Here is a 25,943-nt window from a genome sequence, read left to right as displayed (position 1 = left end):
TGCCGAACCGGCGCCTTGCCATCATGACGCACCCGATTCCCAACGTCCTGACGATCGCCGGCTCCGACTCCGGCGGCGGCGCAGGCATCCAGGCCGACCTGAAGACGTTCTCCGCGCTCGGCGCGTACGGCGCGAGCGTGATCACCGCGCTGACCGCGCAGAACACGCGCGGCGTAACCGGCGTGCATGCGCCCGACGCCGCGTTCGTGACCGCGCAGCTCGACGCCGTGTTCGACGACATCCGCATCGACGCGGTGAAGATCGGCATGCTCGCCAACGCGTCGATCGTGCATGCGGTCGCCGACGCGCTGCGGCGCTACGCGCCCCGCTACGTCGTGCTCGACACGGTGATGATCTCGAAGAGTGCGCACGCGCTGCTCGCGCCGGACGCGGTCGATGCGCTGCGCGGCGCGCTGCTGCCGCTTGCGACCGTCGTCACGCCGAACCTGCCCGAAGCGGCGGCGCTGCTCGGCGACGCGCATGCGACGACCGAAGACGAGATGGTCCGGCAAGGGCAGGCGCTGGTGAACATGGGCGCGCACGCGGTGCTGATGAAGGGCGGCCATCTGCCGGATGCCGACGCGAGCCCCGACTGGCTCGTCGACGCGACGCACGCCGTGCGGCTCGACGGCCCGCGCGTGCCTGTCGCCAATACGCACGGCACCGGCTGCACGCTGGCATCCGCGATCGCCGCGCTGCTGCCGCGGCATCCCGACCTGGAAAGCGCCGTGCGCGACGCGAAGGCCTACCTGACCGGCGCGATCGCCGCGAGCGGCCGTCTCGACGTCGGTCACGGCGTCGGGCCCGTGCATCACTTCCACCGCTGGTGGTAAGCGGCGGCCCGCGCAGCGTCAGTCCGCCTTTGCAGCAAACGCCCGCGCCTGCTCCGGCCAGTCGTCCGGCACGATGAACCCGCGGGCCGTCTCACGCCACGCGGCGTCGACGTCCGGCCGATAGACCCCGATCAATGCCGGCGCCTCGCGCGCCGACAGGACGGCCGGCAGCGCCTGTGCCGCCGCAAGCGGCTCGGGCGCGCCGGCACCGTTTGCGATGCGCCGCGGCGCGAGCCACGCAAGGCGCGGCAGCACCGCCCACGCGGCATCCTCCGGCAGCGCGGCGGCCCACGCCGCCCACTGCGCGCGGGTCAGCCAGAAGCCGCGCGGATGGTCCGGCGCGACTTCCTCGCGCACATCCGGCAACGGCGCGCCATGCGGGTAGAACAGCCATCCCTTGATGAACATCTGCGCATCGGACGGCTTGCCGTAGCCGAGCAGCGCGAAACCGTCGCGCCCGCTCAGGCGCAGCTGGTGATCGATCAGCCGGCGGCGCTTGCGATCGAAGCGGTCGACGAGATTCGGTCCGACGAAGTCGGCCAGCGATGCCGTGCCTTGCACGGGCGCGCACAGATAGCACTTCACCGCGAGTTCCCAGTGCAGGCGCCGCCCGCCGGGCGTGTCGACGAGGAAATCCACCTCGCCGAGCGTCTGGCGGTTGCTGCGCAGCGCAAGATTGGCCGCGACGAGCCGCAGCGACGGCCCGTGCGTCAGGAAGTATTCGAGCAGGCATTCGGCGTAGCGGCCGAGCCGGACCGGCCGCAGCCCCTCGAGCGCGCGATGCAGCGGCTCGGGCGCCGCGTCGAGCGCGGCCAGCCATGCCTCGGCCGCCGCCCGCTCCGCGGCATCGGCCCACGGCCGCGCGAGCGGCGCGCCGGGCGCCGCGGCGAGCAGGTCCGGGCTCGACAGCAGCCATGCCAGATCGCGGACCGCGGCATCGCGCAGCGTTTCGACGAACGACGACGCCGCGCCGGCCGTCATGGCGCGGACCGCTCGCCGTTCGCCTCGCCGGAGGCCGCCCCACGGATGGCCGCCCCACGGAACGTATCGCGCGCGAGGCACAGGTCGGCCCATGCCTTCGCCTTGTCCTGCAGGCTGCGCAGCAGATAGGCGGGGTGGTAGGTGACGATCACCGGCACGCCTTCGTACGTGTGCACGCGGCCGCGCAGCGACGCGATGCTGGCGTCCGTCTTCAGCAGCGTCTGCGCGGCGAAACGCCCGAGCGCGACGATCAGCTTCGGCTTCACGAGCGCGACCTGGCGCTGCAGGTACGGCTCGCAGCGCGCGACCTCGTCCGGCTCCGGGTTGCGGTTGCCGGGCGGGCGGCACTTGATCACGTTGGCGATGTAGACGTTGTCGCCGCGTTCGAGCGACAGCGACCGCAGCATGTTGTCGAGCAGCTTGCCGGCCTGGCCGACGAACGGCTCGCCCTGTTTGTCCTCGTTCTCACCCGGCGCCTCGCCGATCAGCATCCAGTCCGCCTCGCGATCGCCGACGCCGAACACGGTGTTGGTCCGCTTCTCGCAGAGGCCGCAGCGCGTGCAGTCGGCCACGCGCGCCGCGAGCGCGTCCCAGTCGAGTTCCGCGACCGGTGTTTCGGCTGGGCGCAGGTCCGCGGCGGGTGCAAGGTCCGCCGGCGGGGCTGCGTCGAACCACGCGAAATCGTCGTCGGCGGGCGGCGGTGCGTCGGCAGGCGGTGCGAAATCGTCGCCGCGCGCGGCGGATGCGGGTTGCGCGGGCATCGCGCGGCGGCCGGCTGCGGGATCCGCATCTGCATAAGCTTGCGGCGCGGGCGACGCGGCAGGCAATCGCGCGCCGCCCTCGTCACGCACCGCTGCCGCTCCGCCCGCTTCGGCGAAAACGCGCGCCGGTCGCGGCGGCGCGTCGGCCGGCCGCGCGGCCGTCTGCGTGGCCGCCGCGGCCGGGATCTCTCCTGCAGCGACGCCGACGGGCGTTTCCACCTGCTCTCCCGCCGCCTGCGTCACGGCCTCCTGCCCGGGTGCCGCCGGCACCTCGCCTGCGTTCAGCCCGCGCCGCACCCAGCGGTGCGTCAGCCCCATCTCCTCGAGTGCCGCTTCAGCCCACGCCATGCGCGCCTCCGTCCCTGTTCAGCGTCAGACGCATCACGATCGCGTCCTCCCGGCTGCGATGCCGCGCCGGATAGTAGTTCTTGCGCCGCCCGATCGTCACGAAGCCGAAGCGCTCGTACAGATGGATCGCGCGCGGATTCGACGGCCGCACCTCGAGCAGCACCCCTTCGAGCCCCTCCGCCTGCGCGATGCGCACCGCCTCGCGCAGCAGCGCGAGCCCGGCGCCCGAGCATTGCGCGGCCGGCGCGACGCACAGGTTCAGCAGGTGCATCTCGTCGATCACGGGCATCAGCACGCAATAGCCGACGAGTGCGCCCGTCACGTGACGCAGGCACACGCCGAAGTAGCCGTTGCGCAGCGAGTCTTCGAAGTTGCCGCGGCTCCACGGGAATTCGTAGGCGGCGCGCTCGATCTCGACGACCTCGTCGAGATCGGCGTCCGTCATCGGCGACAGATACCGGTCGCTCAGCAGCACGCCGGTCATCCCTGCGCTCCTCCCGGCCGGGCCGCGCGCGCCGCCATCCGTTCGGCGGTGGTCTGCGCGACCTTGTCGCGCACGTACTCGGGCGCGGCCTGGTCGGCCGGCACCGTGCGCCCGGCGCGAAACGCGCGCAGCGCGACGTGCGCGACCGCCAGCGCATGCGGCAACGCGTCGCCGTCGGCCGCCGCGGCGCGCGCGAGCGCCGGCAGCTGCGCGCCGAACGCAGCGGCCGCGTTGCCCGCGAGCGTGAACGGCACGTCGGGCACGCCCACCGCGCCGGGCGCATCGAGCGCGGCCGGGTGCAGCGTGCGCCAGTCGCCGGCGGCTTCGTCCCATGCGAAATCGGCCCAGTAGACCTCGTCCATCCGCGCATCGAGCGCGGCCAGCACGCGCGCCGTACCCGGCGCGCGCAGCCGCGCGTGCTCGGCACACGCGAGCAGCGTGCCGACCGGCACGACCGGCAGCCCGCGGCCGAACGCGAGGCCCTGCGTGATGCCGGTCGCGGTGCGCAAGCCCGTGAACGAGCCGGGGCCCGCGCCGAACGCGATCGCGTCGCAGTCGGCGAGCGTCAGCCCCGATTCGGCGAAGAGTTCCTGGATCGCCGGCAGCACGCGCGTGCTCGAGACGGCGCCCGTCAGTTCGTGGCGGACCCAGCTTTGTGGGGCGGAAGCGGCGGATTCGGCCGTGGCCGAGCGCAGCAATGCGACCGAGCAGTATTCGGTCGACGTATCGATGGCGAGGAGCACTGTTTGCATCATGGCCGACATTGTAATGCGGCGCCCCGCTCCCACGGGCGATCGCCGCGGCCCATGATGCCGGCCCGGCGCACGCGCCGGTTTGGAAGGATCGCTCGACCCGCCGCGGCGGCGCGCTTGTTAAGATCGCCCGACTTGAAACCTCCACGGAGACACCCGATGAGCGATATCACCGCCCAGTTCAACCAGGCCCAGGAAGACGTGAAACAACTGTCCGAGCGCCCGGGCAACCTCACGCTGCTGCGCCTCTATGCGCTCTTCAAGCAAGCGACGGACGGCGACGCGCACGGCGACAAGCCGGGCTTCACCGATATCGTCGGCAAGTACAAGTACGACGCATGGGACGCGCTGAAAGGCACGTCGCAGGATGCCGCAAAGCAGCAATACGTCGAGCTCGTCGAATCGCTGAAGAACGGCACCGCGTCCTGATTGCATTCAGCCGCAACACAATGGTGGCGCAGCGCAGCAAAAATCACTATAATGCTCGCTGCGTCGCATCCGCGCTCGGCCCATCGGCCGTCCGGCCAGACGCCTCGCTGCGTTAAGCTCCAATCCGGTTTAGAACCTGTCCCCTTCCTGCTTCGGCTCTCGCGGCCGTCACTTATCAGGCTGGCGGCAACGCTGTCATAGCACGCCGCACCCAAAACAGCTTCTAGCCTCATCCGCCACGTGACTGGCGGATTGCACCCGTTTTCCGATTTGCTCGTTGAATCCGACAACTTGGGCATGCGCGATTGGCGCCGACGTTTCACCCACTGTGTTTCAAGGATTGTTATGACTTCGAGCATTTCCACCAGCCCCCTCAACGCGACCGCCGACAAGGCACTCGGTCTCGACGACGCCGCGCAGGCTGCAGCCGCGCCGGCCGCCGACGAGCCGACCTTCGCGTCGCTCGGGCTGTCGCCGGAGATCGTCTCCGCGCTGGAGGCCGCCGGCTACGTGAAGCCGACGCCGGTGCAGCAGCGCGCGATTCCGGCCGGCATCGCCGGCCGCGACCTGCTGGTGTCGAGCCCGACGGGTTCGGGCAAGACCGCAGCCTTCATGCTGCCCGCGATCGAGCGTTTCGCGCAGCTCCAGAAGGCGCAGGCGCAGCAGCCGCGCGCGCCGCGCGAACCGAACAACGGCGATCGCCGTGTCCGCCGTCCGCAGCCGGTCGCACGCCCCGGCCTCCTCGTGCTGACGCCGACCCGCGAACTCGCGATGCAGGTCACGACGGCCGCATCGACGTACGGCAAGCACCTGAAGCGCCTGCGCACGGTCAGCATCCTCGGCGGTGTCGCCTATGGCCAGCAGTTGATGCTGCTCGCGAAGAACCCTGAAATCCTCGTCGCGACCCCGGGCCGCCTGCTCGACCACCTCGAGCGCGGCCGCATCGACCTGTCCGAACTGAAGATGCTCGTGCTCGACGAAGCTGACCGCATGCTCGACATGGGCTTCATCGAAGACATCGAGACGATCGTCGACGCCACGCCCGAATCGCGCCAGACGATGCTGTTCTCGGCCACGCTCGACGGCAAGATCGGCTCGCTGACGAGCCGCCTGCTGAAGGATCCGGAGCGCATCGAGATCCAGCAGCGCCTCGAGTCGCGCGCGAACATCGCGCAGACCGTGCACTACGTGGACGACCGCGACCACAAGGATCGCCTGCTCGATCACCTGCTGCGCGACAACGCGCTCGACCAGGCGATCATCTTCACGGCAACCAAGATCGACGCCGACCAGCTCGCCGGCCGCCTCGCGGACGCGGGCTTCGAATCGGCCGCGCTGCACGGCGACCTGCCGCAGGGCGCACGCAACCGCACGATCCGCGCCCTGCGCGAGCGCCGCGTGCGCGTGCTCGTCGCGACCGACGTCGCGGCGCGCGGCATCGACATTCCCGGCATCACGCACGTGTTCAACTACGACCTGCCGAAGTTCGCGGAAGACTACGTGCACCGCATCGGCCGTACCGGCCGCGCGGGCCGCTCGGGCATCGCGGTGAGCCTCGTGCATCACGCCGAACAAGGCGCGCTGAAGCGCATCGAGCGCTTCGTGCGCTCGCCGCTGCCGGTCAACGTGATCGAAGGCTTCGAGCCGCGCAAGGCGCCCCCGCGCAACGATCGCGGCAACGGCGGCCGCGGCCGTCCGGGTGGCGGCAACGGTGGCGGCCGTCGCTTCGGCGGCAAGCCGGGCGGCGGTTACGGCAACGGCAACGGTAGCGGCCGCAGCTACGGCGGCGGCGGCGGCAATGGCGGCTGGAGCGGCAAGCCGGGCGGCAGCCGCGACGGCGGCAACCGCCGCAGCGACGGCCAGCGCGGCGGCCCGCGACGCAGCAATTCGGCGTCGTGACGGCATGCGGACGGCCTCGTCGGCCGTCCGTCGATCGCCCCGCAACACGCAACCGGCGCACCCGCGCCGGTTTTTTTTCGCCTCGGCCAACATTTCACGATGCGAAAAATTTTTTTGTGTCGTAAAAAATCATGCTGCGTGGCACAACCCACGATATTGCGGGATGGGAAAGTCCATTTCTCATCACGAAATGCCTGATTCAAGATACTGAATTATAACGATTTAAATTTTCAAGACTTCCTGAAAAAGCCCCTGTTTCGCGACTCCCTGTTTGCCTAGACTCTTATACAAGACTTCACGAAACGGAACGCCACGCTCTCCGCCTCGTGAAAAGCGTCTCCGTCTTCGGATTCATCCGATTCAGGCAACACCATGTCAAGGAGCACATCATGTCGCGTCAGCAACAGGCACAGGAACTGCAAAAGCAATGGGAAACCGATCCGCGCTGGAAAGGCATCAAGCGCAGCTACTCGGCTGAGGACGTGGTCCGCCTGCGCGGCTCGATCCAGGTCGAGCACACGCTGGCCAAGCGCGGCGCGGAAAAGCTGTGGGGCCTCATCAGCAACGAACCGTTCGTCAACGCGCTCGGCGCGCTGACCGGCAACCAGGCCATGCAGCAGGTGAAGGCCGGCCTCAAGGCGATCTACCTGTCGGGCTGGCAAGTCGCGGGCGACGCGAACCTCGCGGGCGAAATGTACCCGGACCAGTCGCTGTACCCGGCGAACTCGGTGCCGCAGGTCGTCAAGCGCATCAACAACACGCTGACGCGCGCCGACCAGATCCAGTGGTCGGAAGGCAAGAACCCGAGCGACGAGGGCTACGTCGATTTCTTCGCGCCGATCGTGGCTGACGCGGAAGCCGGCTTCGGCGGCGTGCTGAACGCGTTCGAACTGATGAAGGCGATGATCGAAGCCGGCGCATCGGGCGTCCACTTCGAAGACCAGCTCGCATCGGTGAAGAAGTGCGGCCACATGGGCGGCAAGGTGCTGGTGCCGACCCGCGAAGCGGTCGCGAAGCTCTCGGCGGCACGTCTCGCAGCGGACGTGATGGGCACGCCGACCGTGCTGGTCGCCCGTACCGACGCGGAAGCCGCGGATCTGATCACCTCCGACATCGACGACAACGACAAGCCGTTCCTGACGGGCGAGCGCACGGTCGAAGGCTTCTTCCGCACGAAGCCGGGCCTCGAACAGGCGATCTCGCGCGGCCTCGCGTATGCGCCGTACGCCGACCTGATCTGGTGCGAAACCGGCAAGCCGGATCTCGAGTACGCGAAGAAGTTCGCGGAAGCGATCCACAAGCAGTTCCCGGGCAAGATGCTGTCGTACAACTGCTCGCCGTCGTTCAACTGGAAGAAGAACCTCGACGACGCGACGATCGCGAAGTTCCAGAAGGAACTCGGCGCGATGGGCTACAAGTTCCAGTTCATCACGCTCGCTGGCTTCCACGCGCTGAACTACTCGATGTTCAACCTCGCGCACGGCTACGCCCGCACGCAGATGAGCGCGTTCGTCGAGCTGCAGCAGGCCGAATTCGCGGCAGCGGACAAGGGCTTCACCGCGGTGAAGCACCAGCGCGAGGTCGGCACCGGCTACTTCGACGCGGTGACGCAGACGGTCGAACGCGAAGCGTCGACGACCGCGCTGCACGGCTCGACCGAAGACGAACAGTTCTTCGACGGCAAGAAGGTCGCCTGAGACGCCCCGGCGTCATGCCGACGCCCGCCGGTCATGCGGCGGCGGGCGTCGGCGCCCGAATCACGAAAGAGCATCAGGGAGAAGACGGCGGGCGCGCGACGGCAGGCGCGCGACCCGCCGCGCGGCCTGCGGGCCGCACACGACGACGCGCGCCGGCCCAGCCGGCCTGCGCTGCTTTCAGCCTCGGCCGGAAAGCCCGCCCCGCATCGCGCGGGCCGGTGCCTGGCCTACCGATAGACGATCACCGGAATTTTCGTATGGGTCAGCACGCGCTGCGTTTCGCTGCCGATCAGCAGACTGCCGAGCCCGCGTCGCCCGTGCGACGCCATGAAGATCACATCGCAGCCGCCTCGTTCGGCCGCCTCGATGATGCCGAGGTATGGCGACGGATGAACGCTCGTCCAGGTGTCGCAGTGGACGCCCGCCTGCCGCGCGGCAGATTCCACCTCGTCGAGATGCGTGCGTGCCTCGCGCTCGCTGCGCGCCCGGAAATCGGCGGGCGGCTCGATGATCACCTCCGAGAACGGCGAGTACGGATACTGCGGCAGGCACGCATAGGCCGTCACGCGCGCGCCGACCGCGCGGGCGAGATCGATCGCGCCGTCGATCGCCTTCTTCGACAGGTCGGACCCGTCGGTCGGAACGAGGATGTGCTTGAACATCGCGCCCTCCATCGTCAATCGCACGTTGTGCGCCGCGCCGCCTGCCGCGGCCGCGACGCCACCGGTATGCCTGTTTCGATTGTAGTGTGCGAAAACGTGCCGCCAGCCGGGGCAGCGGGTTCGCCCTCATATCGGAAACACGCGGGTCGGGCGTCCGCGCCGCTCGCCCCGCTGCCGCTAGCCCCAATAACCGGGCCGCTCGTACGTGTGCTTCAGGTAATCGAGAAACAGCCGTACGCGCAACGGCAGGTGCCGGCGCTGCGGAAACACCGCGTGGATGCCGATCGGCGGCGCGGCGAACGCGTCGAGCACGCTGACGAGGCGGCCGGCCGCGATGTCCTCGCCGACTTCCCACCACGAGCGCCACGCGAGGCCGTGGCCCGCCAGGCACCACTCGTGCAGCACCGCGCCGTCCGAGCACTCCATCATGCCGCTCACGCGGATCGACACGACCTTGCCGTCCTCCTGGAATGCCCAGCCGCGCTGCTGGTTCGCGTTCGCGGCGAGCGCAAGGCAGTTGTGCCGCGCGAGCTCCGCGAGCGTCGCCGGCGTGCCGCGCCGCGCGAGATACGCCGGCGACGCGACGCACACCCGGCGGTTCTCGCCGAGTTTCAGCGACACCAGCGACGAATCGGGCAGCTCGCCGAGCCGCACCGCGCAATCGAAGCCCTCGTTGACGAGGTCGACCATCCGGTCGGACAGGTCGAGCGTGACCGACACGTCCGGATGCGCGCAGCTGAATTCGGGCACGAGCGGCGCGACGTGCCGCCGGCCGAAACCGGCCGGCGCGGAGATCCGCAGGTGGCCGCTCGCCTTCACGCCGCCCGCGGACACGCTCGCCTCCGCGTTCTGCATGTCGTTGATGATGCGCTGGCAATCCTCGAGGAACGCCGAGCCTTCGAAGGTCAGCGTGAGCTTGCGCGTCGTGCGCACCAGCAGCTTGACGCCGAGCCGCTCCTCGAGCGCGTCGAGCCGGCGGCCGATGATCGCCGGCGCGACCCCTTCCGCGTGCGCGGCCGCCGACAGGCTGCCTTTCGCCGCGACCGCGGCGAACGTTTCGATCTGTTTGAACCGGTCCATGAATCGGGAGGACGGCGCCAACCGTCCCTCATATTGACTGAAGCGGCTCCAGATTAGGTATATGAAAGTAAAAGATCAAGTGATGTTTAGCGTCTTTTTTAGCACTGACGAGCACGAATAAAATCGTTTCCGACCTCTGATACTGGAGCGCAAGGCTATGTCGGCCACAACGACACTCTCTCCTGACGCCATTCTCTTCGACGCATACGGCACGTTGTTCGACGTGCATGCGGTCGTGGCCGCGGCAGAGCAGATGTTCCCCGGCCACGGGGAACGGTTGTCGCAGCTGTGGCGACGCAAGCAAATCGAATACTCGCAGCTGCGTACGCTCGCCGATCCGGCCGGCGCACGCTACCGCCCGTTCTGGGACATCACGCTCGACGCGCTGCGCTTCGCCGCGCGCGCGCTCGGCCTCGCGCTCAACAGCGCCGCCGAGAAACGCCTGATGGACGAATATGCGTGCCTGTCCACCTATCCCGATACCGTGCCCGCGCTGCGCAAGCTGCGCGCGCTCGACCCGCGCCCGCAACTCGCGATCCTGTCGAACGGCAACCCGCAGATGCTCGACATCGCGATCAAGAGCGCCGGCATGAACGGCCTGTTCGACCGCGTGCTGTCGGTCGATGCGGTGCGCGCGTACAAGCCGTGCCCGGCCGCCTATGCGCTCGGCACCGCCGCGTTCGGGGCGCACCCGCGCGACATCGTGTTCGTGTCGTCGAACGGCTGGGACGTGACGGGCGCCGCATGGTTCGGCTACACGACGTTCTGGCTCAACCGCACGGGCGCGCCCGCCGAGGAACTCGGCGCGCCGCCGGACGGCACCGGCGCCGGCATGGCCGACCTGCTCGCTTTCCTCGCCACCCCGGCTCCGTCCGGCAGACCTGCCAGCCGCGCGCGCCCCGGCCCGGGCGCGTAACGCCTGCATCGCTGCCGGCCACTTCCCCCTTTACCGAAACCGCAACTGACCGACCAAGGAGATGAGACTCATGACCACCCCGCTCACGCTGCCGCAAGGCATGGCGATTACCGGCGAGATTCGCCCGGGCTACGAAGCAATCCTGACGCCCGACGCCCTTGCGCTCGTCGCGGCGCTGCACCGCACGTTCGAACCACGCCGCCAGATGCTGCTGCAGGCGCGCGCCGAACGCACGAAACGCCTCGACGCCGGCGAGCGCCCCGACTTCCTGGCCGACACGAAGGCGATCCGCGAAGGCGACTGGAAGGTCGCGCCGCTGCCGGCCGACCTGCAATGCCGCCGCGTCGAAATCACCGGTCCGGTCGAGCGCAAGATGATCATCAACGCGCTGAACTCGGGCGCCGATTCGTACATGACGGACTTCGAGGATTCGAACGCGCCGAGCTGGACGAACCAGATCGACGGGCAGATCAACCTGAAGGACGCCATTCGCCGCACGATCTCGCTCGAGCAGAACGGCAAGTCGTACAAGCTGAACGACAAGGTCGCGACGCTGATCGTGCGCCCGCGCGGCTGGCACCTCGACGAGAAGCACGTGACGGTCGACGGCCAGCGCGTGTCCGGCGGCATCTTCGATTTCGCGCTGTTCCTGTTCCATAACGCGAAGGAGCTGATCGCACGCGGTTCGGGCCCGTACTTCTACCTGCCGAAGATGGAAAGCCATCTCGAGGCGCGCCTGTGGAACGACATCTTCGTCGCCGCGCAGGAAGCGGTCGGCGTGCCGCGCGGCACGATCCGCGCGACCGTGCTGATCGAGACGATCCTCGCCGCGTTCGAGATGGACGAAATCCTGTACGAGCTGCGCGAGCACAGCTCGGGCCTGAACGCGGGCCGCTGGGACTACATCTTCTCGGCGATCAAGAAGTTCAAGAACGACCGCGACTTCTGCCTCGCTGACCGTTCGAAGATCACGATGACCGTGCCGTTCATGCGCGCATACGCGCTGCTGCTGCTGAAGACCTGCCACAAGCGCAACGCGCCGGCGATCGGCGGCATGAGCGCGCTGATCCCGATCAAGAACGATCCGGAAGCGAACGACAAGGCAATGGGCGGCGTGCGCTCGGACAAGCAGCGCGACGCGACCGACGGCTACGACGGCGGCTGGGTCGCGCACCCGGGCCTCGTGCCGATCGCGATGGAAGAGTTCGTCAAGGTGCTCGGCGACAAGCCGAACCAGATCGCCAAGCAACGCGACGACGTGCAGGTCGACGGCAAGAACCTGCTCGACTTCCAGCCGGAAGCGCCGATCACCGAGGCCGGCCTGCGCAACAACATCAACGTCGGCATCCACTACCTCGGCGCATGGCTCGACGGCAACGGCTGCGTGCCGATCCACAACCTGATGGAAGACGCGGCGACGGCCGAGATTTCCCGTTCGCAGGTGTGGCAGTGGATCCGTTCGCCGAAGGGCGTGCTAGACGACGGCCGCAAGGTGACCGCGGAGCTCGTGCGTGACTACGCGAAGGCCGAGCTCGAGAACGTGAAGAAGTCGGTCGGCGGCAACACCCAGCCGTACGAGCGCGCCGCGGCGATCTTCGAGCAGATGTCTACGTCGGAAGGCTTCACGGAGTTCCTGACGCTGCCGCTGTACGAGGAGATCTGACGCGGCCGGCTAGGTGCGGCCGGCTAGGTGCGGCCGGCCAGGTGCGGCCGGTTGGGCGCGGCCGGTTGGGCGCGGCCCGCGGTCGCACCTTTCACACCGCGCACGGCACACGAAAAAGGCGCCCTCGGGCGCCTTTTTCTCATGCTGCGTCGACCGTCACGCGCTCACGCGTTCACGCTCGCGCCGATGCTGAACCCAGTCGCCCGACGCGATGCGCGGCTTGTCCGTCACCGCGTGCGCGGCAATCGGGTAATACAGGCATGCGTACTGCCGGCCGCCCAGCTCGACGGTTGCCGTCTCGGGCTTGAACAGGCTGTCGACGCCCGGATAGACGCGCTCGATCTCGTCGAGCACCGGCACGAGCCGCTCGTCCACTTCGTAGACGTCGCCCCAGACGAGCGCCCTGGCATCGGCCGCGGCGACCATGCCCGGATACGTGCCGCAATCGTAGAGTTCGCCCGGCAACGCGGCCGCACCGACGAGCGTCGGCGCGGCGATGCCATGCTTCGCCGCCGCGTGGCCGATATCGTTGGCCTCTCCCGCTCTCAACGTGCCGTAGACGAAAACGTGGCGCATCGTGTTCCTCCTTCTTCGATTCGTGGGTTGCCGTGTCAGGTCAGCGGCGTCGCGCTGACGAGCACGCCGTCCTCGTCGGCGTAGATCCATTCGCCGGGGGCGATCCGCGTGCCGAGCACCGTGACGGGAACATCCCGTTCGCCGGCGCCGCGCTTGTCGCTCTTGCGCGGATGCGTCGCGAGCGCGAGCACGCCGACGTTGCAGGCGCGCAATTCTTCGGAATCGCGCACGCATCCATAGACCACGATGCCGGCCCAATGGTTCTTCTCGGCCAGCGCACCGAGGTTGCCGCCGACCAGCGCGCAGCGCCGGCTGCCGCCGCCGTCCACGACCAGCACGCGCCCGCCGCCGTCCTGCTCGAGCGCCGCGCGCACGAGCGTGTTGTCCTCGAACAGCTTGAGCGTCGCCGCGGGGCCCGCGAAGCGCGCCGCGCCGCCGTACGGGCGCAGCGCCGGCTCGAGCACGCGCAAGGTGCCGGCCGCGAGCTGGCCTTCGTGGGCATCGCAGAGGTCGGTCGTGGCAAACGTCATGTCATCGTCTCCTGTCGATCGAACCCGGCGCGCCTGCGCCCGATTCGGTCGCGTGGTTCACACGCGGGGTCCATGCAAGGGGCATTCGAACGCTGCATTATCGGCGGAAAAACCACCGCGTGCGTTTGCACGGCGCCTTCTACAATAGCGGCATCGCTGCGTATCGCCCGAATCGCCCATGAATTCGCCCGCCCGCGCCGACGAGCGCGCCCATCAGGACGTCATCGACATTCCACCGGAATTCGCGCCGACTCCCGCTCATCCGATGCGCGTGCGCGCACGGCCGCTTCCCGCCGGCGTGCGTGTGCCGCGTCACACGCACGCGTGGGCGCAGCTCGCGTACGCGTCCCGCGGCGTGCTGCGGATGGCGACGACAGGCACGACGTGGATGGTGCCGCCGTCGCGGGCGATCTGGGTGCCGCCGCGCGTGACCCACGAGGTCGTGATCGTCGAGGATGCCTATCTGCGCACGCTGTACATCGACGCGTCGATCGTGCCGGACGGGCTCGACGCGTGTCGCGTCGTCGAGGTGACGGGGCTGCTGCGCGAGCTGGTCGTCGCGCTCGATGCGCGCGACCTGAGCGCGACGCGCGAGCGCATGCTCTGCGCGCTGGTGCTCGACGAGCTGAGCCGCGCCGAACCGTTGCCGCTCGCCGTGCCGATGCCCGACGAGAAACGGCTGCGCACGCTGTGCGAGGCGATGCTCGCGCAGCCTGCGCATGCGGAATCGCTGGAACACTGGGCGAGCGAAATCGGCGCGAGCACGCGCACGGTTTCGCGGCTGTTCAAGCAGGAGCTCGGCGTGAGCTTCTCGCAATGGCGGCAGCAGGCGCTGCTTGCGCGCGCGATCCCGCTCCTGAACCAGGGGCGCCCGCTGTCGCATATCGCGCGCGAGCTCGGCTACCAGAGCCAGAGTGCGTTCTCCGCGATGTTCCGGCGGGCATTCGGAGAGAGCCCGCGCGCGTTCATGCTGCGCGGCCACGAACACGAGGCCGCCGAAAACCCTGCGGGAGACGACGAGCATCTGCCCGACGACACGGCGGACGCGCGACGCTGACGCCGCGCCCTCGCATCAGACTCGCCGCACCATGTGCCGGATCGAGCCGAGTTGCGCGAAGCGCGCGCCGGTCACGCGATAGCCCATGCGCTGGTAGAGGCGCGCGGCGGGATTGTCGACGAACACGCGCAGCTGCAGCTCGCTCAGCCCGCGCGCCCTCGCCCAGCGATGCGACATCTCGAGCAGATACGTGCCGGCGCCCTGCCCGCGATGGCCGGCCGCGATCTGTACGTCGCGGATATGCAGCGAATCGCCCTCTTCCGTAATGCGCAGCACGCCGATGCGTTCGCCGTCGGCTTCGAGGATGAAGTTCTCGGACTCGCGCCAGCTCGCGTAGAACAGGTCGCTGCGCCATACGAGCCCGTGGCGCTTGTAATAGCCGCCCATGTTGCCGTGCGTCAATGCTTCGGCAAACGGAAAATCGCCGGGCTCCGCGGGGCGGAGCTGGTACAGGATTCGCAGGTCGGTAGGATCGAGCATCGCGCAAGGGTCAGGGACGCATCCCGCCAAGATAGCGCAGTCCGATGCGGATGCAATCGCGGTTTTCGCGTAGCCGAACGACACAAACAAAAATGCCCGCACGAGGCGGGCATTTATTGTTTTGGCGGAGCGGACGGGACTCGCCTACATCCCGCAGGCCGCGGATGCGCCTGCAGGCGCATCCCTTCGACTCCCGCCGGAAGCCGCGCAGGCGGCTTCCTCCACTCCGCAGTCACGCGCCCGCAAGCGGGCACGACCGAACGACACAAACAAAAATGCCCGCACGAGGCGGGCATTTATTGTTTTGGCGGAGCGGACGGGACTCGAACCCGCGACCCCCGGCGTGACAGGCCGGTATTCTAACCGACTGAACTACCGCTCCAGTCTTGCTGCTTGCCTGGCAGGCGTCGGTTGCTTCCTGCCGGCGCATCGTTTGTTCGAACGACGCCGAAATCTGGCGTCCCCTAGGGGATTCGAACCCCTGTACTCACCGTGAAAGGGTGATGTCCTAGGCCTCTAGACGAAGGGGACAACATACTGCTTACATCTTTAATGCAAAAGCCCGTTCAAAAGACGCTTGAACGGGCTTCGTTCTGGCGGAGCGGACGGGGCTCGAACCCGCGACCCCCGGCGTGACAGGCCGGTATTCTAACCAACTGAACTACCGCTCCAGCTTTCTTCACCCAACCTGCAGAACATTGCTGCGCGCCTGCAGGCTTTGCGACACTTCCAACGAAACGCCGCTGAATCTGGCGTCCCCTAGGGGATTCGAACCCCTGTACTCACCGTGAAAGGGTGATGTCCTAGGCCTCTAGACGAAGGGGACAACGTACTGCTTACACCTTTAATACAAAAGCCCGCTCAAAACACCTCTTGAGCGGGCTTCGTTCTGGCGGAGCGGACGGGACTCGAACCCGCGACCCCCGGCGTGACAGGCCGGTATTCTAACCGACTGAACTACCGCTCCAGCTTTCTGCACCCTACCCGCAGGACGTCGGTTACGTTCCTGCCGGCTTCGCGACACTTCCAACGAAACGCCGCTGAATCTGGCGTCCCCTAGGGGATTCGAACCCCTGTACTCACCGTGAAAGGGTGATGTCCTAGGCCTCTAGACGAAGGGGACAAAATCTTTTCAGATCTGTCTGGTTTTCGCTATTAATTTTTCATCAACAGCGAAGACCGAAATTCTAACTGCTTTAAATCGTTTTGTGAAGCATTTTTTAACTACCCTGCTTCGCGTCACGACTTGTTTGTTCTGTTGGTGGAGGTAAGCGGGATCGAACCGCTGACCTCTTGCATGCCATGCAAGCGCTCTCCCAGCTGAGCTATACCCCCTTGCAGAACAGAAATGAGATTATATGGACCTGCTTTGAACTTGTAAATACCCTTTTTGCGATTCGAGCAGATTTTTTTGCGAAACCGCCGAACGACGGTTCCGCAACGGCTCGGACCTCAGGCCAGCGCGGCCTCGATACGCGACACGACGACGTCACGGCCGAACAGCATGAGTACCGCGTCGATCGACGGCGTATGCGTCGTGCCCGCAACCAGCAGGCGCACCGGCATCGCCAGTTGCGGCATCTTCAGCTTGTGCGCGGCGAGCGTCGCCTTCAGCGCAGCCGCGATCGCTTCCTTGCTCCACTCGGCCGCCTTCAGCGCGGCAGCCAGTTCGGCCAGCGCCGGACGCACCACGTCGGTCACATGCTGCGCAAGCGCATCCGCTTCCGGCGCGGGCACGCGGTAGAACATCGCCGCGCCTTCCGCGAGCTCCTTGAGCGTCGACGTGCGATCCTTCATCAGGCCGATCACCGATACGAGGTCCGGGCCGGCCGCGAGCGCCGCGTCGTCGACGCCGAGCGCCGCGAAGAACGGCTTCGACAACTCGGCGAGACGCGCGTTGTCCGCTTCCTTGATGTAATGGTTGTTCAGCCAGTTCAGCTTGCTGTGGTCGTACTGCGCCGGCGACTTGCCGAGGTGCTCGAGATCGAACCATTCGACGAACTGCTCGCGCGAGAAAATTTCGGCGTCGCCGTGCGACCAGCCGAGACGCGCCAGGTAGTTCACGACCGCTTCCGGCAGATAGCCTGCTTCGCGGTACGCCATCACGCTCATCGCGCCGTGGCGCTTGCTCATCTTCTCGCCCTGCTCGTTGAGCACGGTCGGCAGGTGGGCGTACACCGGCACCTCGCCGCCCAGCGCACGCAGGATGTTGATCTGGCGCGGCGTGTTGTTCACGTGGTCGTCGCCGCGGATCACGTGCGTGATCGCCATGTCGAGATCGTCGACCACCACGCAGAAGTTGTACATCGGCGTGCCGTCCGGGCGCGCGATCACGAGATCGTCGAGCTCCTCGTTCGAAATCTCGACGCGCCCCTTCACCGCGTCATCCCACGCGACGCTGCCGGTCAGCGGGTTGCGGAAGCGCAGCACCGGCTTCACGCCGGCCGGCGGCTCGGGCAGCACCTTGCCCGGCTCCGGGCGCCACGTGCCGTCGTAGCGCGGCTTCAGGCCGGCTTCGCGCTGGCGCTCGCGCAGCGCGTCGAGCTCTTCGGTCGACATGTAGCACGGATACGCGAGCCCTTCCGCGAGCATCTTCGCGAGCACCTCGCGATAGCGGTCCATCCGCTGCATCTGGTAGAACGGGCCTTCGTCGAAATCCAGGCCAAGCCATTCCATCCCCTCGAGGATCGCGTCGACCGCCTCCACCGACGAACGCTCGACGTCGGTATCCTCGATGCGCAGCACGAACGTGCCCTTCGTCTTGCGGGCGAACGCCCACGGATAGAGCGCGGAGCGGATGTTGCCGAGGTGGATGAAGCCGGTGGGGCTCGGCGCGAAGCGGGTACGGACAGGACGGGTCATAAACGGTAACTCGAACGCCTGGGGCGCGTGAATGATTCGACGCGGGGCCGGCAGCGGCTGCCCGATTGCTGCGGATGCAGTAACGGAGCCGGCGGCGCCCGGAACGGAAATGAAGCCGGAATTATACCCGCGCCGCCCATCGCGCCAAGCGCGCCGCTTGCTTTATGATGTGCGCGCCGCGGCCGCCAGCCGGCGCCGCGCCGGCCGCGCGGCGGATGTCGCGCCGCCGCCCGGAACCTACCGCCGCGGCGGGCCCGTCGCCCGCCGCCCGACGCTGGAGAACCCTCGATGTCGTCCCCTCGCCTGTCGCGCCGTCAATTCACGATCGCCGCCGCTTCCGCCAGCCTCGCCGCCTGCACGTCGCTCGGCGGCAAGAGCCGCCCCGACAATGCCGCCACGACGGCCCAGCCGCACGAGAAGCCGGTGAAGATCGGCATCGCGCTCGGCGGCGGCGCCGCACGCGGCTTCGCGCACATCGGCGTGCTGAAGGGGCTCGAGGCGCGCGGCATTCCGCTCGACCTCGTCGCCGGCACGAGCGCGGGTTCGGTCGTCGGCGCGCTCTACGCGTCGGGCATGAACGCGCTGCAGCTGAACAAGCTCGCGCTCGAAATGGACCAGACCGCGATCAGCGACTGGGCGCTGCCGTTCCGCTCGCGCGGCCTGCTGCAGGGCGTCGCGCTGCAGAACTTCCTGAACAAGTCGCTGAACAACCGGCCGATCGAGAAGATGGCCAAGCCGCTCGGCGTGGTCGCCACCGATCTGCAGAACGGCCAGCCGATCCTGTTCCAGCAGGGCAACACGGGGCTCGCGGTGCGTGCGTCGTGCAGCGTGCCGTCGGTGTTCGAGCCAGTGAAGATCGGCAGCCGCGAGTATGTCGACGGCGGGCTCGTGAGCCCGGTGCCCGCATCGTACGCGCGCAAGATGGGTGCGACCTTCGTGATCGCGGTCGACATCTCTTCGCGCCCGGACGGCGCGGCGACCGGCAACCCGATCGAGATGCTGCTGCAGACCTTCACGATCATGGGCCAGACGATCAAGACCTACGAGCTCGACAAGTACGCCGACGTCGTGATCCGGCCGAACCTCAGCGCGATGGGCGGCAGCGACTTCAACCAACGCAACGCGGCGATCCTCGCCGGCGAGGAAGCGGTCGCGCGCATCATGCCCGAACTGCAGCGCAAGCTCGCGGCAGCGCGCGGCGCGGCCGCGTAAGCGACGCCGGCCGGCGGCAGCGGCATCAGCCGCTACCGCCAAAACAAAAAACCCTGCCGCCTTTCGGGCGACAGGGTTCTGTCTGATCCAACTGCCTGCGAACGCTCAGTTGCTGCCGTTCGCCGTATCGTCGCCGAGCGTCGCGCGCACGCGCTGGCGCAGGTCGTCGGCCTTCATCGGAAACTGCGACTCGATCCGGCGCGCGCCGTTGAAGCGCTTTTCCCAGTAGGTGCTGTCGAGATCGTCGACGCGCACCGTGCTGCCGGTCGACGGCGAATGCACGAACTTGTTGTCGCCGATGTAGATCCCGACGTGCGAGAACGTGCGGCGCATCGTGTTGAAGAACACCAGGTCGCCCGGCTTCAGCTCGCTCACGCGCACCTTCTCGCCGACCCGGCTCATCTCTTCCGCGCGGCGCGGCAGCGACATGCCGAGCGTGTCCTGGAACACATAGCGGACGAAGCCGCTGCAGTCGAGGCCCGAATCCGGCGTGTTGCCGCCCCAGCGGTAGCGCACGCCGATCATGTTCAGCGCGCCGACGACGACGTCGCCCGCCTTGCCCGCCATGCCGGACAGGAACGACTTCGCGCCGCCGCCCGACGACGGCTGGCTGCTGGCTTGGGAATTCTGGGCGGACGCCGACCCGGATTGGGTCGAGAATGCGGCATTCTGGTTAAAACTGCTTGCTTCGTCGGCGAACGCGCCGGAACTCGCAGCCAACAGGACGCCGATAAACATCCCGGCGACGGCGCGCGCGCATGCCTGGGTCAGGGATCGGTGCTGCATTGGTCGATGGATTGTGCTTAAAAATCAGCTGATTGGCGGAAAATTTCGGTCGATACTAGCCAGCGCGTATCCGTTTGTCAAAACAAATTAAAAAATACAATCGAGATGGTCAGACCATTGGCGGCCTATCACGCTTTCCAGACGGCTTTCAACAGCTTTTGTGTGTAAGGATGTGACGGTTTGCCAAAGATGTCGGCGACCTCGCCGGACTCCACGATCGCCCCGTCCTGCATCACCGCGACGCGGTGCGCCATCGCGCCGATCACCTCCAGGTCGTGGCTGATGAACACATAGCCGAGGTTGTATTTCTGTTGCAAATTCGCGAGCAGCTTCAGCACCTGCTGCTGGATCGACACGTCGAGCGCCGACGTCGGCTCGTCGAGGATCAGGATGCGCGGCTCGAGCACCAGCGCGCGGGCGATCGCGATCCGCTGCCGCTGCCCGCCGGAGAATTCGTGCGGATAGCGATGCATCACGGTGCGGTCGAGGCCGACCTCGCGCAGCACCGCGAGCGACTTCGCGCGCCGCGCGTCGGCCGACAGGTCCGGGCGGTGCAGCTCGAGCCCCTCGCCGACGATCCGTTCGATCGTGTGACGCGGCGACAGCGAACTGTAAGGATCCTGAAATACGACCTGCAGGTTCGAGCGCAGCGCGGTCTGCTCGCGGCCGCGATAGCTCGACAGCGCGCGCCCCTGGAATTCGATCTCGCCGTGCGCCGTCTTCTGCAGCCCGAGCAGCGCCATCGCGAGCGTCGACTTGCCGGAGCCCGACTCGCCGACGATGCCGAGCGTCTCGCCCTGCCGGACCGACACCGACACGTCCGCCACCGCGGTGACCGGCGCCGTGCGGAACCAGCCGGCGATGCCCGGCCGCTTGCGCGCGAACTGCACGCTCACATGGCGGGCGTCGAGCAGCACGGGCGCGATCGGCATGACCGGCGCGACCGCGCGCTGCGGCCGGCTGTTCAGCAGGCGCTGTGTATACGGGTGCTCGGGCGCCGCGAAGATCCGCTCGACCGGCCCGCTCTCGACGAGCCGGCCCCGCTCCATCACCGCGACGCGCTGCGCGAAGTGCCGCACGAGGTTCAGGTCGTGCGTGATCAGCAGGATCGCCATCCCGCGCTTCTCGGCTTCCTCGCGCTGCAGCGCGAGCAGCAGCTCGACGATCTGCGCGCGGATCGTCACGTCGAGCGCGGTGGTCGGCTCGTCGGCGAGCAGCAGGCGCGGCCGGCACGCGAGCGCCATCGCGATCATCGCGCGCTGCCGCTGGCCGCCCGACAGCTGGTGCGGATAGCTGTCGACGCGCTTGTCGGGCTCGGCGATGCCGGTGCGCGCGAGCAGCGCGATCGTGCGCTTGCGCGCCTCGGCGGCCGTCACGCCGTCGTGCAGCACGATCGTCTCGCCGATCTGCGCGCCGATCGTATACAGCGGGTTGAGCGCGGTCATCGGCTCCTGGAAGATCATCGCGATGTCCGAGCCGCGCAGCCCGCGCATCTCGCGCTCGCTGCGCGCCGCGAGATCCTGGCCGGCGAAGCGGATCGTGCCGCCCACCTCGGCGTCGCGCAGCAGCCTCAGGATCGACAGCGCGGTCACGCTCTTGCCCGAGCCCGACTCGCCGACCAGCGCGACGCGTTCGCCGCGCCCGATCGCGAAGGTCACGTCCTCGACCGCGACGGTGTCGCCGAAGCGCACCTGCAGGCGTTCGAGCGACAGCAGCGGCTCGCCGTCCGGCGGCGGCATCGTCGAGGCGTTCATCGCTGGCCTCCCGCAGCCCGCACCGAGTCGGAGATCCGCGTATCGAGCGCATTGCGCAGCGCGTCGCCCATGAAGGTCAGCAGCAGCAGCGTCGCGACCAGCACGCCGAAGGTCGACAGCGAGATCCACCACGCATCCAGGTTGCCCTTGCCCTGCGCGAGCAGTTCGCCGAGGCTCGGCGTCGGCGGCGGCACGCCGAGGCCGAGGAAGTCGAGGCTCGTGAGCGCGAGGATCGCACCGCTCATCCGGAACGGCAGGAACGTGATCACCGGCGTCAGGCTGTTCGGCAGCACGTGGCGCCAGATGATCTGCGCGTTCGACAGCCCCATCGCGCGCGCCGCGCGCACGTAGTCCTGCGTGCGGTTGCGCAGGAACTCGGCGCGCACGTAGTCGGCGAGCCCGATCCAGCCGAACAGCGACAGCAGCACGATCAGCAGCAGGAAACTCGGCTCGAAGATCGACGCGAAGATGATCAGCAGGTACAGCTCGGGCAGCGAGCTCCAGATCTCGATCAGGCGCTGCCCGACGATGTCGATGCGGCCGCCGAAGAAGCCCTGCACCGCGCCCGCGGCGATGCCCAGCAGCGTGCCGATCAGCGTCAGGACCAGCCCGAACTCGACCGACACGCGAAACCCGTAGACGAGCCGGGCCAGCAGGTCGCGGCCCTGCGCGTCGGTGCCGAGCCAGTTCTCCCGCGAGGGCGGCGCCGGGTTCGGCACGCGCGAGAAGTAGTTCAGCGTGTCGTAGTGGTAGCGGTTCGGCGGGTAGACGACGAAGTTGCCGGGCGCGTCGAGGCGCTTGCGGACGTACGGATCGAGATAGTCGGCGGGCGTCGGGAAGTCGCCGCCGAAGGTCGTTTCCGGATACGCCTTGAACATCGGGAAGTAGTACTGCCCGTCGTAGCGCACCACCAGCGGCTTGTCGTTCGACCACAGCGGCGCGGCGAGGCTCGCGGCGAACGCGACGACGAAGATCACGAAGCTCCAGTAGCCGAGGCGCTGCTGCGTGAAGCGCCGCCACACGCGGCGCACGGGCGACGGCGACACGCGCGCGCGGGCGGCGTCGAGGCGGGACGAGGCGGCGGCCTGGCTCATGCGCGCGCCTCCGGGAGGGCCCGGCGCGCGCGGGCGGCCGGATGATCGAAGCGCCGCGGAGAGCGCGGTCGTGCGAGGTGCGTCATGTCAGCGCTCCAGGTTCTCGAATTGAATCCGCGGGTCGACCCACACGTAGCACAGATCGGAGATCAGCTTGGTCGCCAGTCCGATCAGCGTAAACAGGTACAGCGTGCCGAGCACCACCGGGTAATCGCGCCGCACGACCGACTCGTACGACAGCAGCCCGAGGCCGTCCAGCGAGAACAGCGTCTCGATCAGCAGGCTGCCGGTGAAGAACGCGCCGATGAACGCGGCCGGAAAGCCGACGATCAGCGGCAGCAGCGCGTTGCGGAACACGTGCTTCCACAGCACGGTCCGCTCCGACAGCCCCTTCGCGCGCGCGGTCAGCACGTATTGCCGGCGGATCTCGTCGAGGAATGCGTTCTTCGTGAGCATCGTCACCACCGCGAAGCTGCCGACGACCGACGCCGTGATCGGCAGCGCGATGTGCCACAGGTAGTCGAGCACCTTGCCGGCCATCGACAGCTGCGCGAAGTTGTCCGACGTGAGCCCGCGCAGCGGGAACAGTTGCCAGAACGAACCGCCGCCGAACAGCACGAGCAGCAGCACGCCGAGCACGAAGCCGGGAATCGCGTAGCCGACGAGCACGACGAGGCTCGTCGCGACGTCGAACGGCGAGCCGTTGCGCACGGCCTTCGCGATGCCGAGCGGCACCGAGATCAGGTAGGTGAGGAAGAAGGTCCAGAGCCCGATGCTGATCGACACCGGCAGCTTCTGCACGATCAGCGACCACACGCTCTGGTGGCGGAAGTAGCTGTCGCCGAGATCGAAGCGCGCGAAGCGCTTCAGCATCAGCACGTAGCGCTCGAGCGGCGGCTTGTCGAACCCGTACAGCGCCTTGAGCTGCGCGACCTGCTGCGGGTCGACGCCCGTATGCGCGCGCATCCCGAACGGCACGGCGCCCTGCTCCGTCGCGCCCTTGCGCAGCTCCTGCACGGCCTGTTCGACGGGGCCGCCCGGCACGAACTGGATCACGAAGAAGGTCAGCGTCAGTACGCCGACGAGCGTCGGGATCATCAGCAGCAGGCGTTTGAGGATGTAGCTCCACATAGGCGTCGACTCGCGATCGATAAGCAATGGTTGGGACGGCGGCCGCCGTGCTCAGCTGCCCGGCTTGATCCACCAGGTCGACACGACCCAGTCCTCCGCCGAATAGTACAGCGGCAGCGTCTGCGGATAGGCAAGCGTGCGCTTGTACGCGACCCGGTGCGTCGTGCTGTACCACTGCGGGATCGCGTAGTGGCCGTGCATCAGTACGCGGTCGAGCGCATGCGTCGCGTCGAGCAGCTGCTCGCGGGTCTCGGCCGCGCCGAGCGCCGCGAGCAGCGCGTCGACGGCCGGCGACTTGAGCCCGATCACATTGGACGAGCCCGGCTCGTCCGCGAACTTGCTGCCGTAGCGCGCCAGCTGCTCGGGTCCGGGCACCTGCACCCCGAGGTAACGGATCGTCGTCATGTCGTAGTCGAATGCGTCGAGACGCTTCTGCAGCAGCGCGTAGTCGGCGGTACGAAACTTCACGTCGATGCCGAGCTTCGCGAGGTTGCGCTGGTATGCGATCACGACCGGCTCGAACGCGGAGCCCGCATCGTCGAGGATCTCGAACGTGAACGGCTCGCCCTTCGCATTGCGCAGCGCGCCGTCGCGATACGTCCACCCGGCCGCGGCGAGCAGCGCGCGCGCCTTCAGCAGGTTTGCGCGCAGCGAGCCGGGCGGGTTCGTGTTCGGCTGCACGACCATCGGGCCGAATACTGCCGGGTCGAGCTGCGCGCGAAGCGGCTCGAGCAGCTTGAGTTCGCCCGGGCCCGGCATGCCGGTCGCCTGCAGGTCGGTGTCGGCGAAATAGCTGTCGAGGCGCGTGTAGCCGCCGTAGAAGAGCTGGCGGTTCAGCCACTCGAAATCGAACGCGAGATCGAGCGCCTGGCGCACCCGCACGTCGCGAAACTTCGGCCGCCGCAGGTTCAGCATGAAACCCTGCATGCCCGCGCCGTTGTGCTGGCGGAATTCGCGCTTGACGAGCTCGCCGCTGTCGAAGCGCTTGCCGACGTCGCGCCGCACCCAGTTGCGCGCGATGTATTCGACCAGCACGTCGTACTCGCCGGCCTTGAACGCCTCGAGCCGCGCGACGCCGTCGCCGTACAGCTTGTAGACGATCCGCTCGAAGTTGTGGGTGCCCACCCGCACCGGCAGGTCGGCACCCCAGTAGGCGGGGTTGCGCCGGTACGTGATCGTGCGCCCGTTGTCGTAGTGCTCGATCAGGTACGGCCCGCTGCCGATCGGCTGCTCGAACGCGATCTGGTCGAACGGAACGCGCGTGCCGTCCGCGCGCAGCCCCCATTTGCGCGAGAACACCGGCACGCCGCCCGCGATCAGCGGCAGCTCGCGGTTGCGCCGGCGGAACTCGAAGCGCACCGTGGCCGGATCGACGATCACCGCGCGCGCGATGTCCGCGAAATACGCGGCGTACTGCGGCGCGGCCTGCTTGCTCTTCAGCATGTCGAACGAATGCTTGACGTCGGCGGCCGTCACCGGGTCGCCGTTCGAGAAGCGCGCGCGCGGGTTCAGGTGGAACGTGACCGACAGGCCGTCCGGCGCGACCGCGATATCGTCGGCGAGCAGGCCGTACGCGGACGCCGGCTCGTCCGAGCTGCCGGTCGCGAGGCTTTCGAACAGCAGGTCGATGCCGGGCGCGATGTTGCCGCGCATCGTATACGGGTTGAACTTGTCGAACGACGTCAACCGGCTCGGGTTCGCGAGCACGAGCGTGCCGCCCTTCGGCGCATCCGGGTTCACGTAGTCGAAGTGCTTGAAGCCCGGCGGATACTTGGGCTCGCCGTACTGGGCGATCGCATGGGCGGCATGCGCGGCGGTCGCGGCCAGCGCCGTCTGCACCAGCAGCGCCGCAGCCGTGCGGCCGGCGGCCCGCACGGCACGCGCGATGCCGGAACGGGCGCACGCGGCGGCCCGGGGCGAACCTTGCGTCATAAGGCTCCTGTCGGTCGATTGAAG

The 25,943-nt window shown here is 68.0% G+C and carries 23 protein-coding genes and 7 tRNA genes; 8 read left to right on the top strand and 22 right to left on the bottom strand.

Features of this window, described 5'->3' with window-relative positions; all coding sequences use genetic code 11:
* Positions 1–23: 23 nt before the first annotated feature.
* Positions 24–833, top strand: coding sequence for a bifunctional hydroxymethylpyrimidine kinase/phosphomethylpyrimidine kinase (gene thiD / locus ABFO07_RS08555; RefSeq protein WP_347468630.1), 810 nt, complete (start codon positions 24–26; stop codon positions 831–833).
* An 18-nt stretch (positions 834–851) separates the two neighbouring features.
* Here thiD and ABFO07_RS08550 read toward each other — a convergent pair whose 3' ends face one another.
* Genes ABFO07_RS08550 through tsaB form a run of 4 tightly spaced genes read right to left on the bottom strand, consistent with a single transcriptional unit; the run spans position 852 to position 4,171 of the window.
* Positions 852–1,814 carry a DUF1853 family protein gene (locus tag ABFO07_RS08550; protein ID WP_060270042.1) on the bottom strand — a complete coding sequence of 321 codons (963 nt, stop codon included), beginning with the start codon at positions 1,812–1,814 and terminating at the stop codon, positions 852–854.
* A complete protein-coding gene (locus ABFO07_RS08545; RefSeq protein ID WP_347468629.1) occupies positions 1,811–2,923 on the bottom strand; it encodes a uracil-DNA glycosylase in 1,113 nt (370 codons plus the stop codon). Before ABFO07_RS08545 ends, ABFO07_RS08550 begins: the two co-directional genes overlap by 4 nt.
* A complete protein-coding gene (gene rimI / locus ABFO07_RS08540; protein ID WP_059809633.1) occupies positions 2,910–3,407 on the bottom strand; it encodes a ribosomal protein S18-alanine N-acetyltransferase in 498 nt (165 codons plus the stop codon). Before rimI ends, ABFO07_RS08545 begins: the two co-directional genes overlap by 14 nt.
* Positions 3,404–4,171, bottom strand: a complete 768-nt coding sequence (gene tsaB, locus ABFO07_RS08535) for a tRNA (adenosine(37)-N6)-threonylcarbamoyltransferase complex dimerization subunit type 1 TsaB (protein WP_059809634.1) — start codon at positions 4,169–4,171, stop codon at positions 3,404–3,406. The genes rimI and tsaB overlap by 4 nt, the downstream gene beginning before the upstream one ends.
* A 147-nt stretch (positions 4,172–4,318) precedes the next feature.
* On the opposite strand from tsaB, the gene ABFO07_RS08530 reads away from it, so the two are divergent.
* The 3 genes from ABFO07_RS08530 to aceA all read left to right on the top strand — a co-directional run bounded on the left by ABFO07_RS08530 (position 4,319) and on the right by aceA (position 8,184).
* Positions 4,319–4,588, top strand: coding sequence for an acyl-CoA-binding protein (locus ABFO07_RS08530; protein ID WP_059563494.1), 270 nt, complete (start codon positions 4,319–4,321; stop codon positions 4,586–4,588).
* Between the two features lie 345 nt (positions 4,589–4,933).
* Positions 4,934–6,487, top strand: coding sequence for a DEAD/DEAH box helicase (locus ABFO07_RS08525; RefSeq protein WP_059885195.1), 1,554 nt, complete (start codon positions 4,934–4,936; stop codon positions 6,485–6,487).
* Between the two features lie 389 nt (positions 6,488–6,876).
* On the top strand, positions 6,877–8,184 hold the full coding sequence (aceA, locus tag ABFO07_RS08520; protein WP_347468628.1) for an isocitrate lyase: 1,308 nt from the start codon (positions 6,877–6,879) through the stop codon (positions 8,182–8,184).
* Positions 8,185–8,411: 227 nt separating this feature from the next.
* Here the strand turns inward: aceA and ABFO07_RS08515 are convergent, their stop codons facing one another.
* Together ABFO07_RS08515 and ABFO07_RS08510 are read right to left on the bottom strand one after the other, a co-directional pair.
* A complete protein-coding gene (locus ABFO07_RS08515; protein WP_059885212.1) occupies positions 8,412–8,846 on the bottom strand; it encodes a universal stress protein in 435 nt (144 codons plus the stop codon).
* Positions 8,847–9,023: 177 nt separating this feature from the next.
* The gene (locus tag ABFO07_RS08510) at positions 9,024–9,926 is read right to left on the bottom strand and encodes a LysR family transcriptional regulator (protein ID WP_017331733.1); all 903 of its coding nucleotides are present in this window, start codon (positions 9,924–9,926) and stop codon (positions 9,024–9,026) included.
* Between the two features lie 157 nt (positions 9,927–10,083).
* On the opposite strand from ABFO07_RS08510, the gene ABFO07_RS08505 reads away from it, so the two are divergent.
* Positions 10,084–10,842 (top strand): haloacid dehalogenase type II, encoded by a 759-nt coding sequence (locus ABFO07_RS08505; RefSeq protein WP_059885199.1) that lies wholly within the window; start codon positions 10,084–10,086, stop codon positions 10,840–10,842.
* A 70-nt stretch (positions 10,843–10,912) separates the two neighbouring features.
* Positions 10,913–12,505, top strand: a complete 1,593-nt coding sequence (gene aceB / locus ABFO07_RS08500; RefSeq protein WP_347468627.1) for a malate synthase A — start codon at positions 10,913–10,915, stop codon at positions 12,503–12,505.
* 156 nt (positions 12,506–12,661) lie between these two features.
* Here aceB and ABFO07_RS08495 read toward each other — a convergent pair whose 3' ends face one another.
* Both ABFO07_RS08495 and rraA read right to left on the bottom strand, forming a co-directional pair.
* On the bottom strand, positions 12,662–13,081 hold the full coding sequence (locus ABFO07_RS08495; protein WP_059885201.1) for a gamma-glutamylcyclotransferase family protein: 420 nt from the start codon (positions 13,079–13,081) through the stop codon (positions 12,662–12,664).
* A gap of 35 nt (positions 13,082–13,116) precedes the next feature.
* Positions 13,117–13,611, bottom strand: a complete 495-nt coding sequence (gene rraA / locus ABFO07_RS08490) for a ribonuclease E activity regulator RraA (protein ID WP_059563499.1) — start codon at positions 13,609–13,611, stop codon at positions 13,117–13,119.
* Between the two features lie 178 nt (positions 13,612–13,789).
* Here rraA and ABFO07_RS08485 point away from each other — a divergent pair, with 178 nt between their 5' ends.
* A complete protein-coding gene (locus tag ABFO07_RS08485) occupies positions 13,790–14,668 on the top strand; it encodes an AraC family transcriptional regulator (RefSeq protein WP_060018080.1) in 879 nt (292 codons plus the stop codon).
* Positions 14,669–14,683: 15 nt separating this feature from the next.
* Here ABFO07_RS08485 and ABFO07_RS08480 read toward each other — a convergent pair whose 3' ends face one another.
* The 9 genes from ABFO07_RS08480 to gltX form a co-directional block, all read right to left on the bottom strand.
* Complete coding sequence (locus tag ABFO07_RS08480; RefSeq protein ID WP_059563501.1) at positions 14,684–15,148, bottom strand: GNAT family N-acetyltransferase; 465 nt, start codon at positions 15,146–15,148, stop codon at positions 14,684–14,686.
* Between the two features lie 305 nt (positions 15,149–15,453).
* Positions 15,454–15,530 (bottom strand) — tRNA-Asp (locus ABFO07_RS08475).
* A gap of 73 nt (positions 15,531–15,603) precedes the next feature.
* Positions 15,604–15,679: transfer RNA gene (locus tag ABFO07_RS08470), tRNA-Glu, on the bottom strand.
* Between the two features lie 63 nt (positions 15,680–15,742).
* Positions 15,743–15,819: transfer RNA gene (locus tag ABFO07_RS08465), tRNA-Asp, on the bottom strand.
* A gap of 79 nt (positions 15,820–15,898) precedes the next feature.
* A tRNA-Glu gene (locus ABFO07_RS08460) sits at positions 15,899–15,974 on the bottom strand.
* Between the two features lie 64 nt (positions 15,975–16,038).
* Positions 16,039–16,115 (bottom strand) — tRNA-Asp (locus ABFO07_RS08455).
* Between the two features lie 80 nt (positions 16,116–16,195).
* Positions 16,196–16,271 (bottom strand) — tRNA-Glu (locus ABFO07_RS08450).
* A gap of 136 nt (positions 16,272–16,407) precedes the next feature.
* Positions 16,408–16,483, bottom strand: a tRNA-Ala gene (locus ABFO07_RS08445).
* Between the two features lie 117 nt (positions 16,484–16,600).
* Positions 16,601–18,010: a glutamate--tRNA ligase gene (gene gltX, locus ABFO07_RS08440; protein WP_060289259.1), complete on the bottom strand. Its 1,410-nt coding sequence runs from the start codon at positions 18,008–18,010 to the stop codon at positions 16,601–16,603.
* Between the two features lie 288 nt (positions 18,011–18,298).
* On the opposite strand from gltX, the gene ABFO07_RS08435 reads away from it, so the two are divergent.
* The gene (locus ABFO07_RS08435; RefSeq protein WP_059565755.1) at positions 18,299–19,222 is read left to right on the top strand and encodes a patatin-like phospholipase family protein; all 924 of its coding nucleotides are present in this window, start codon (positions 18,299–18,301) and stop codon (positions 19,220–19,222) included.
* Between the two features lie 105 nt (positions 19,223–19,327).
* Here ABFO07_RS08435 and ABFO07_RS08430 read toward each other — a convergent pair whose 3' ends face one another.
* From ABFO07_RS08430 to ABFO07_RS08410, 5 genes are all read right to left on the bottom strand, one after another.
* Positions 19,328–20,008 carry a C40 family peptidase gene (locus tag ABFO07_RS08430; RefSeq protein WP_059885719.1) on the bottom strand — a complete coding sequence of 227 codons (681 nt, stop codon included), beginning with the start codon at positions 20,006–20,008 and terminating at the stop codon, positions 19,328–19,330.
* 128 nt (positions 20,009–20,136) lie between these two features.
* The gene (locus tag ABFO07_RS08425) at positions 20,137–21,762 is read right to left on the bottom strand and encodes an ABC transporter ATP-binding protein (protein WP_059565753.1); all 1,626 of its coding nucleotides are present in this window, start codon (positions 21,760–21,762) and stop codon (positions 20,137–20,139) included.
* Positions 21,759–22,856, bottom strand: coding sequence for an ABC transporter permease (locus tag ABFO07_RS08420; protein ID WP_059885722.1), 1,098 nt, complete (start codon positions 22,854–22,856; stop codon positions 21,759–21,761). Before ABFO07_RS08420 ends, ABFO07_RS08425 begins: the two co-directional genes overlap by 4 nt.
* Before the next feature lie 87 nt (positions 22,857–22,943).
* Entirely contained in the window at positions 22,944–23,987 is a 1,044-nt protein-coding gene (locus ABFO07_RS08415) for a microcin C ABC transporter permease YejB (RefSeq protein ID WP_059920241.1), read from the bottom strand.
* Positions 23,988–24,038: 51 nt separating this feature from the next.
* Entirely contained in the window at positions 24,039–25,919 is a 1,881-nt protein-coding gene (locus ABFO07_RS08410; RefSeq protein WP_347468626.1) for an extracellular solute-binding protein, read from the bottom strand.
* Positions 25,920–25,943 lie beyond the last annotated feature (24 nt).

Source organism: Burkholderia stagnalis (assembly GCF_039848545.1).
GTDB lineage: Bacteria > Pseudomonadota > Gammaproteobacteria > Burkholderiales > Burkholderiaceae > Burkholderia > Burkholderia stagnalis.
The sequence above is the reverse complement of the archived record's forward strand: the minus strand, read 5'-3'. Positions and strand labels throughout refer to the sequence as shown.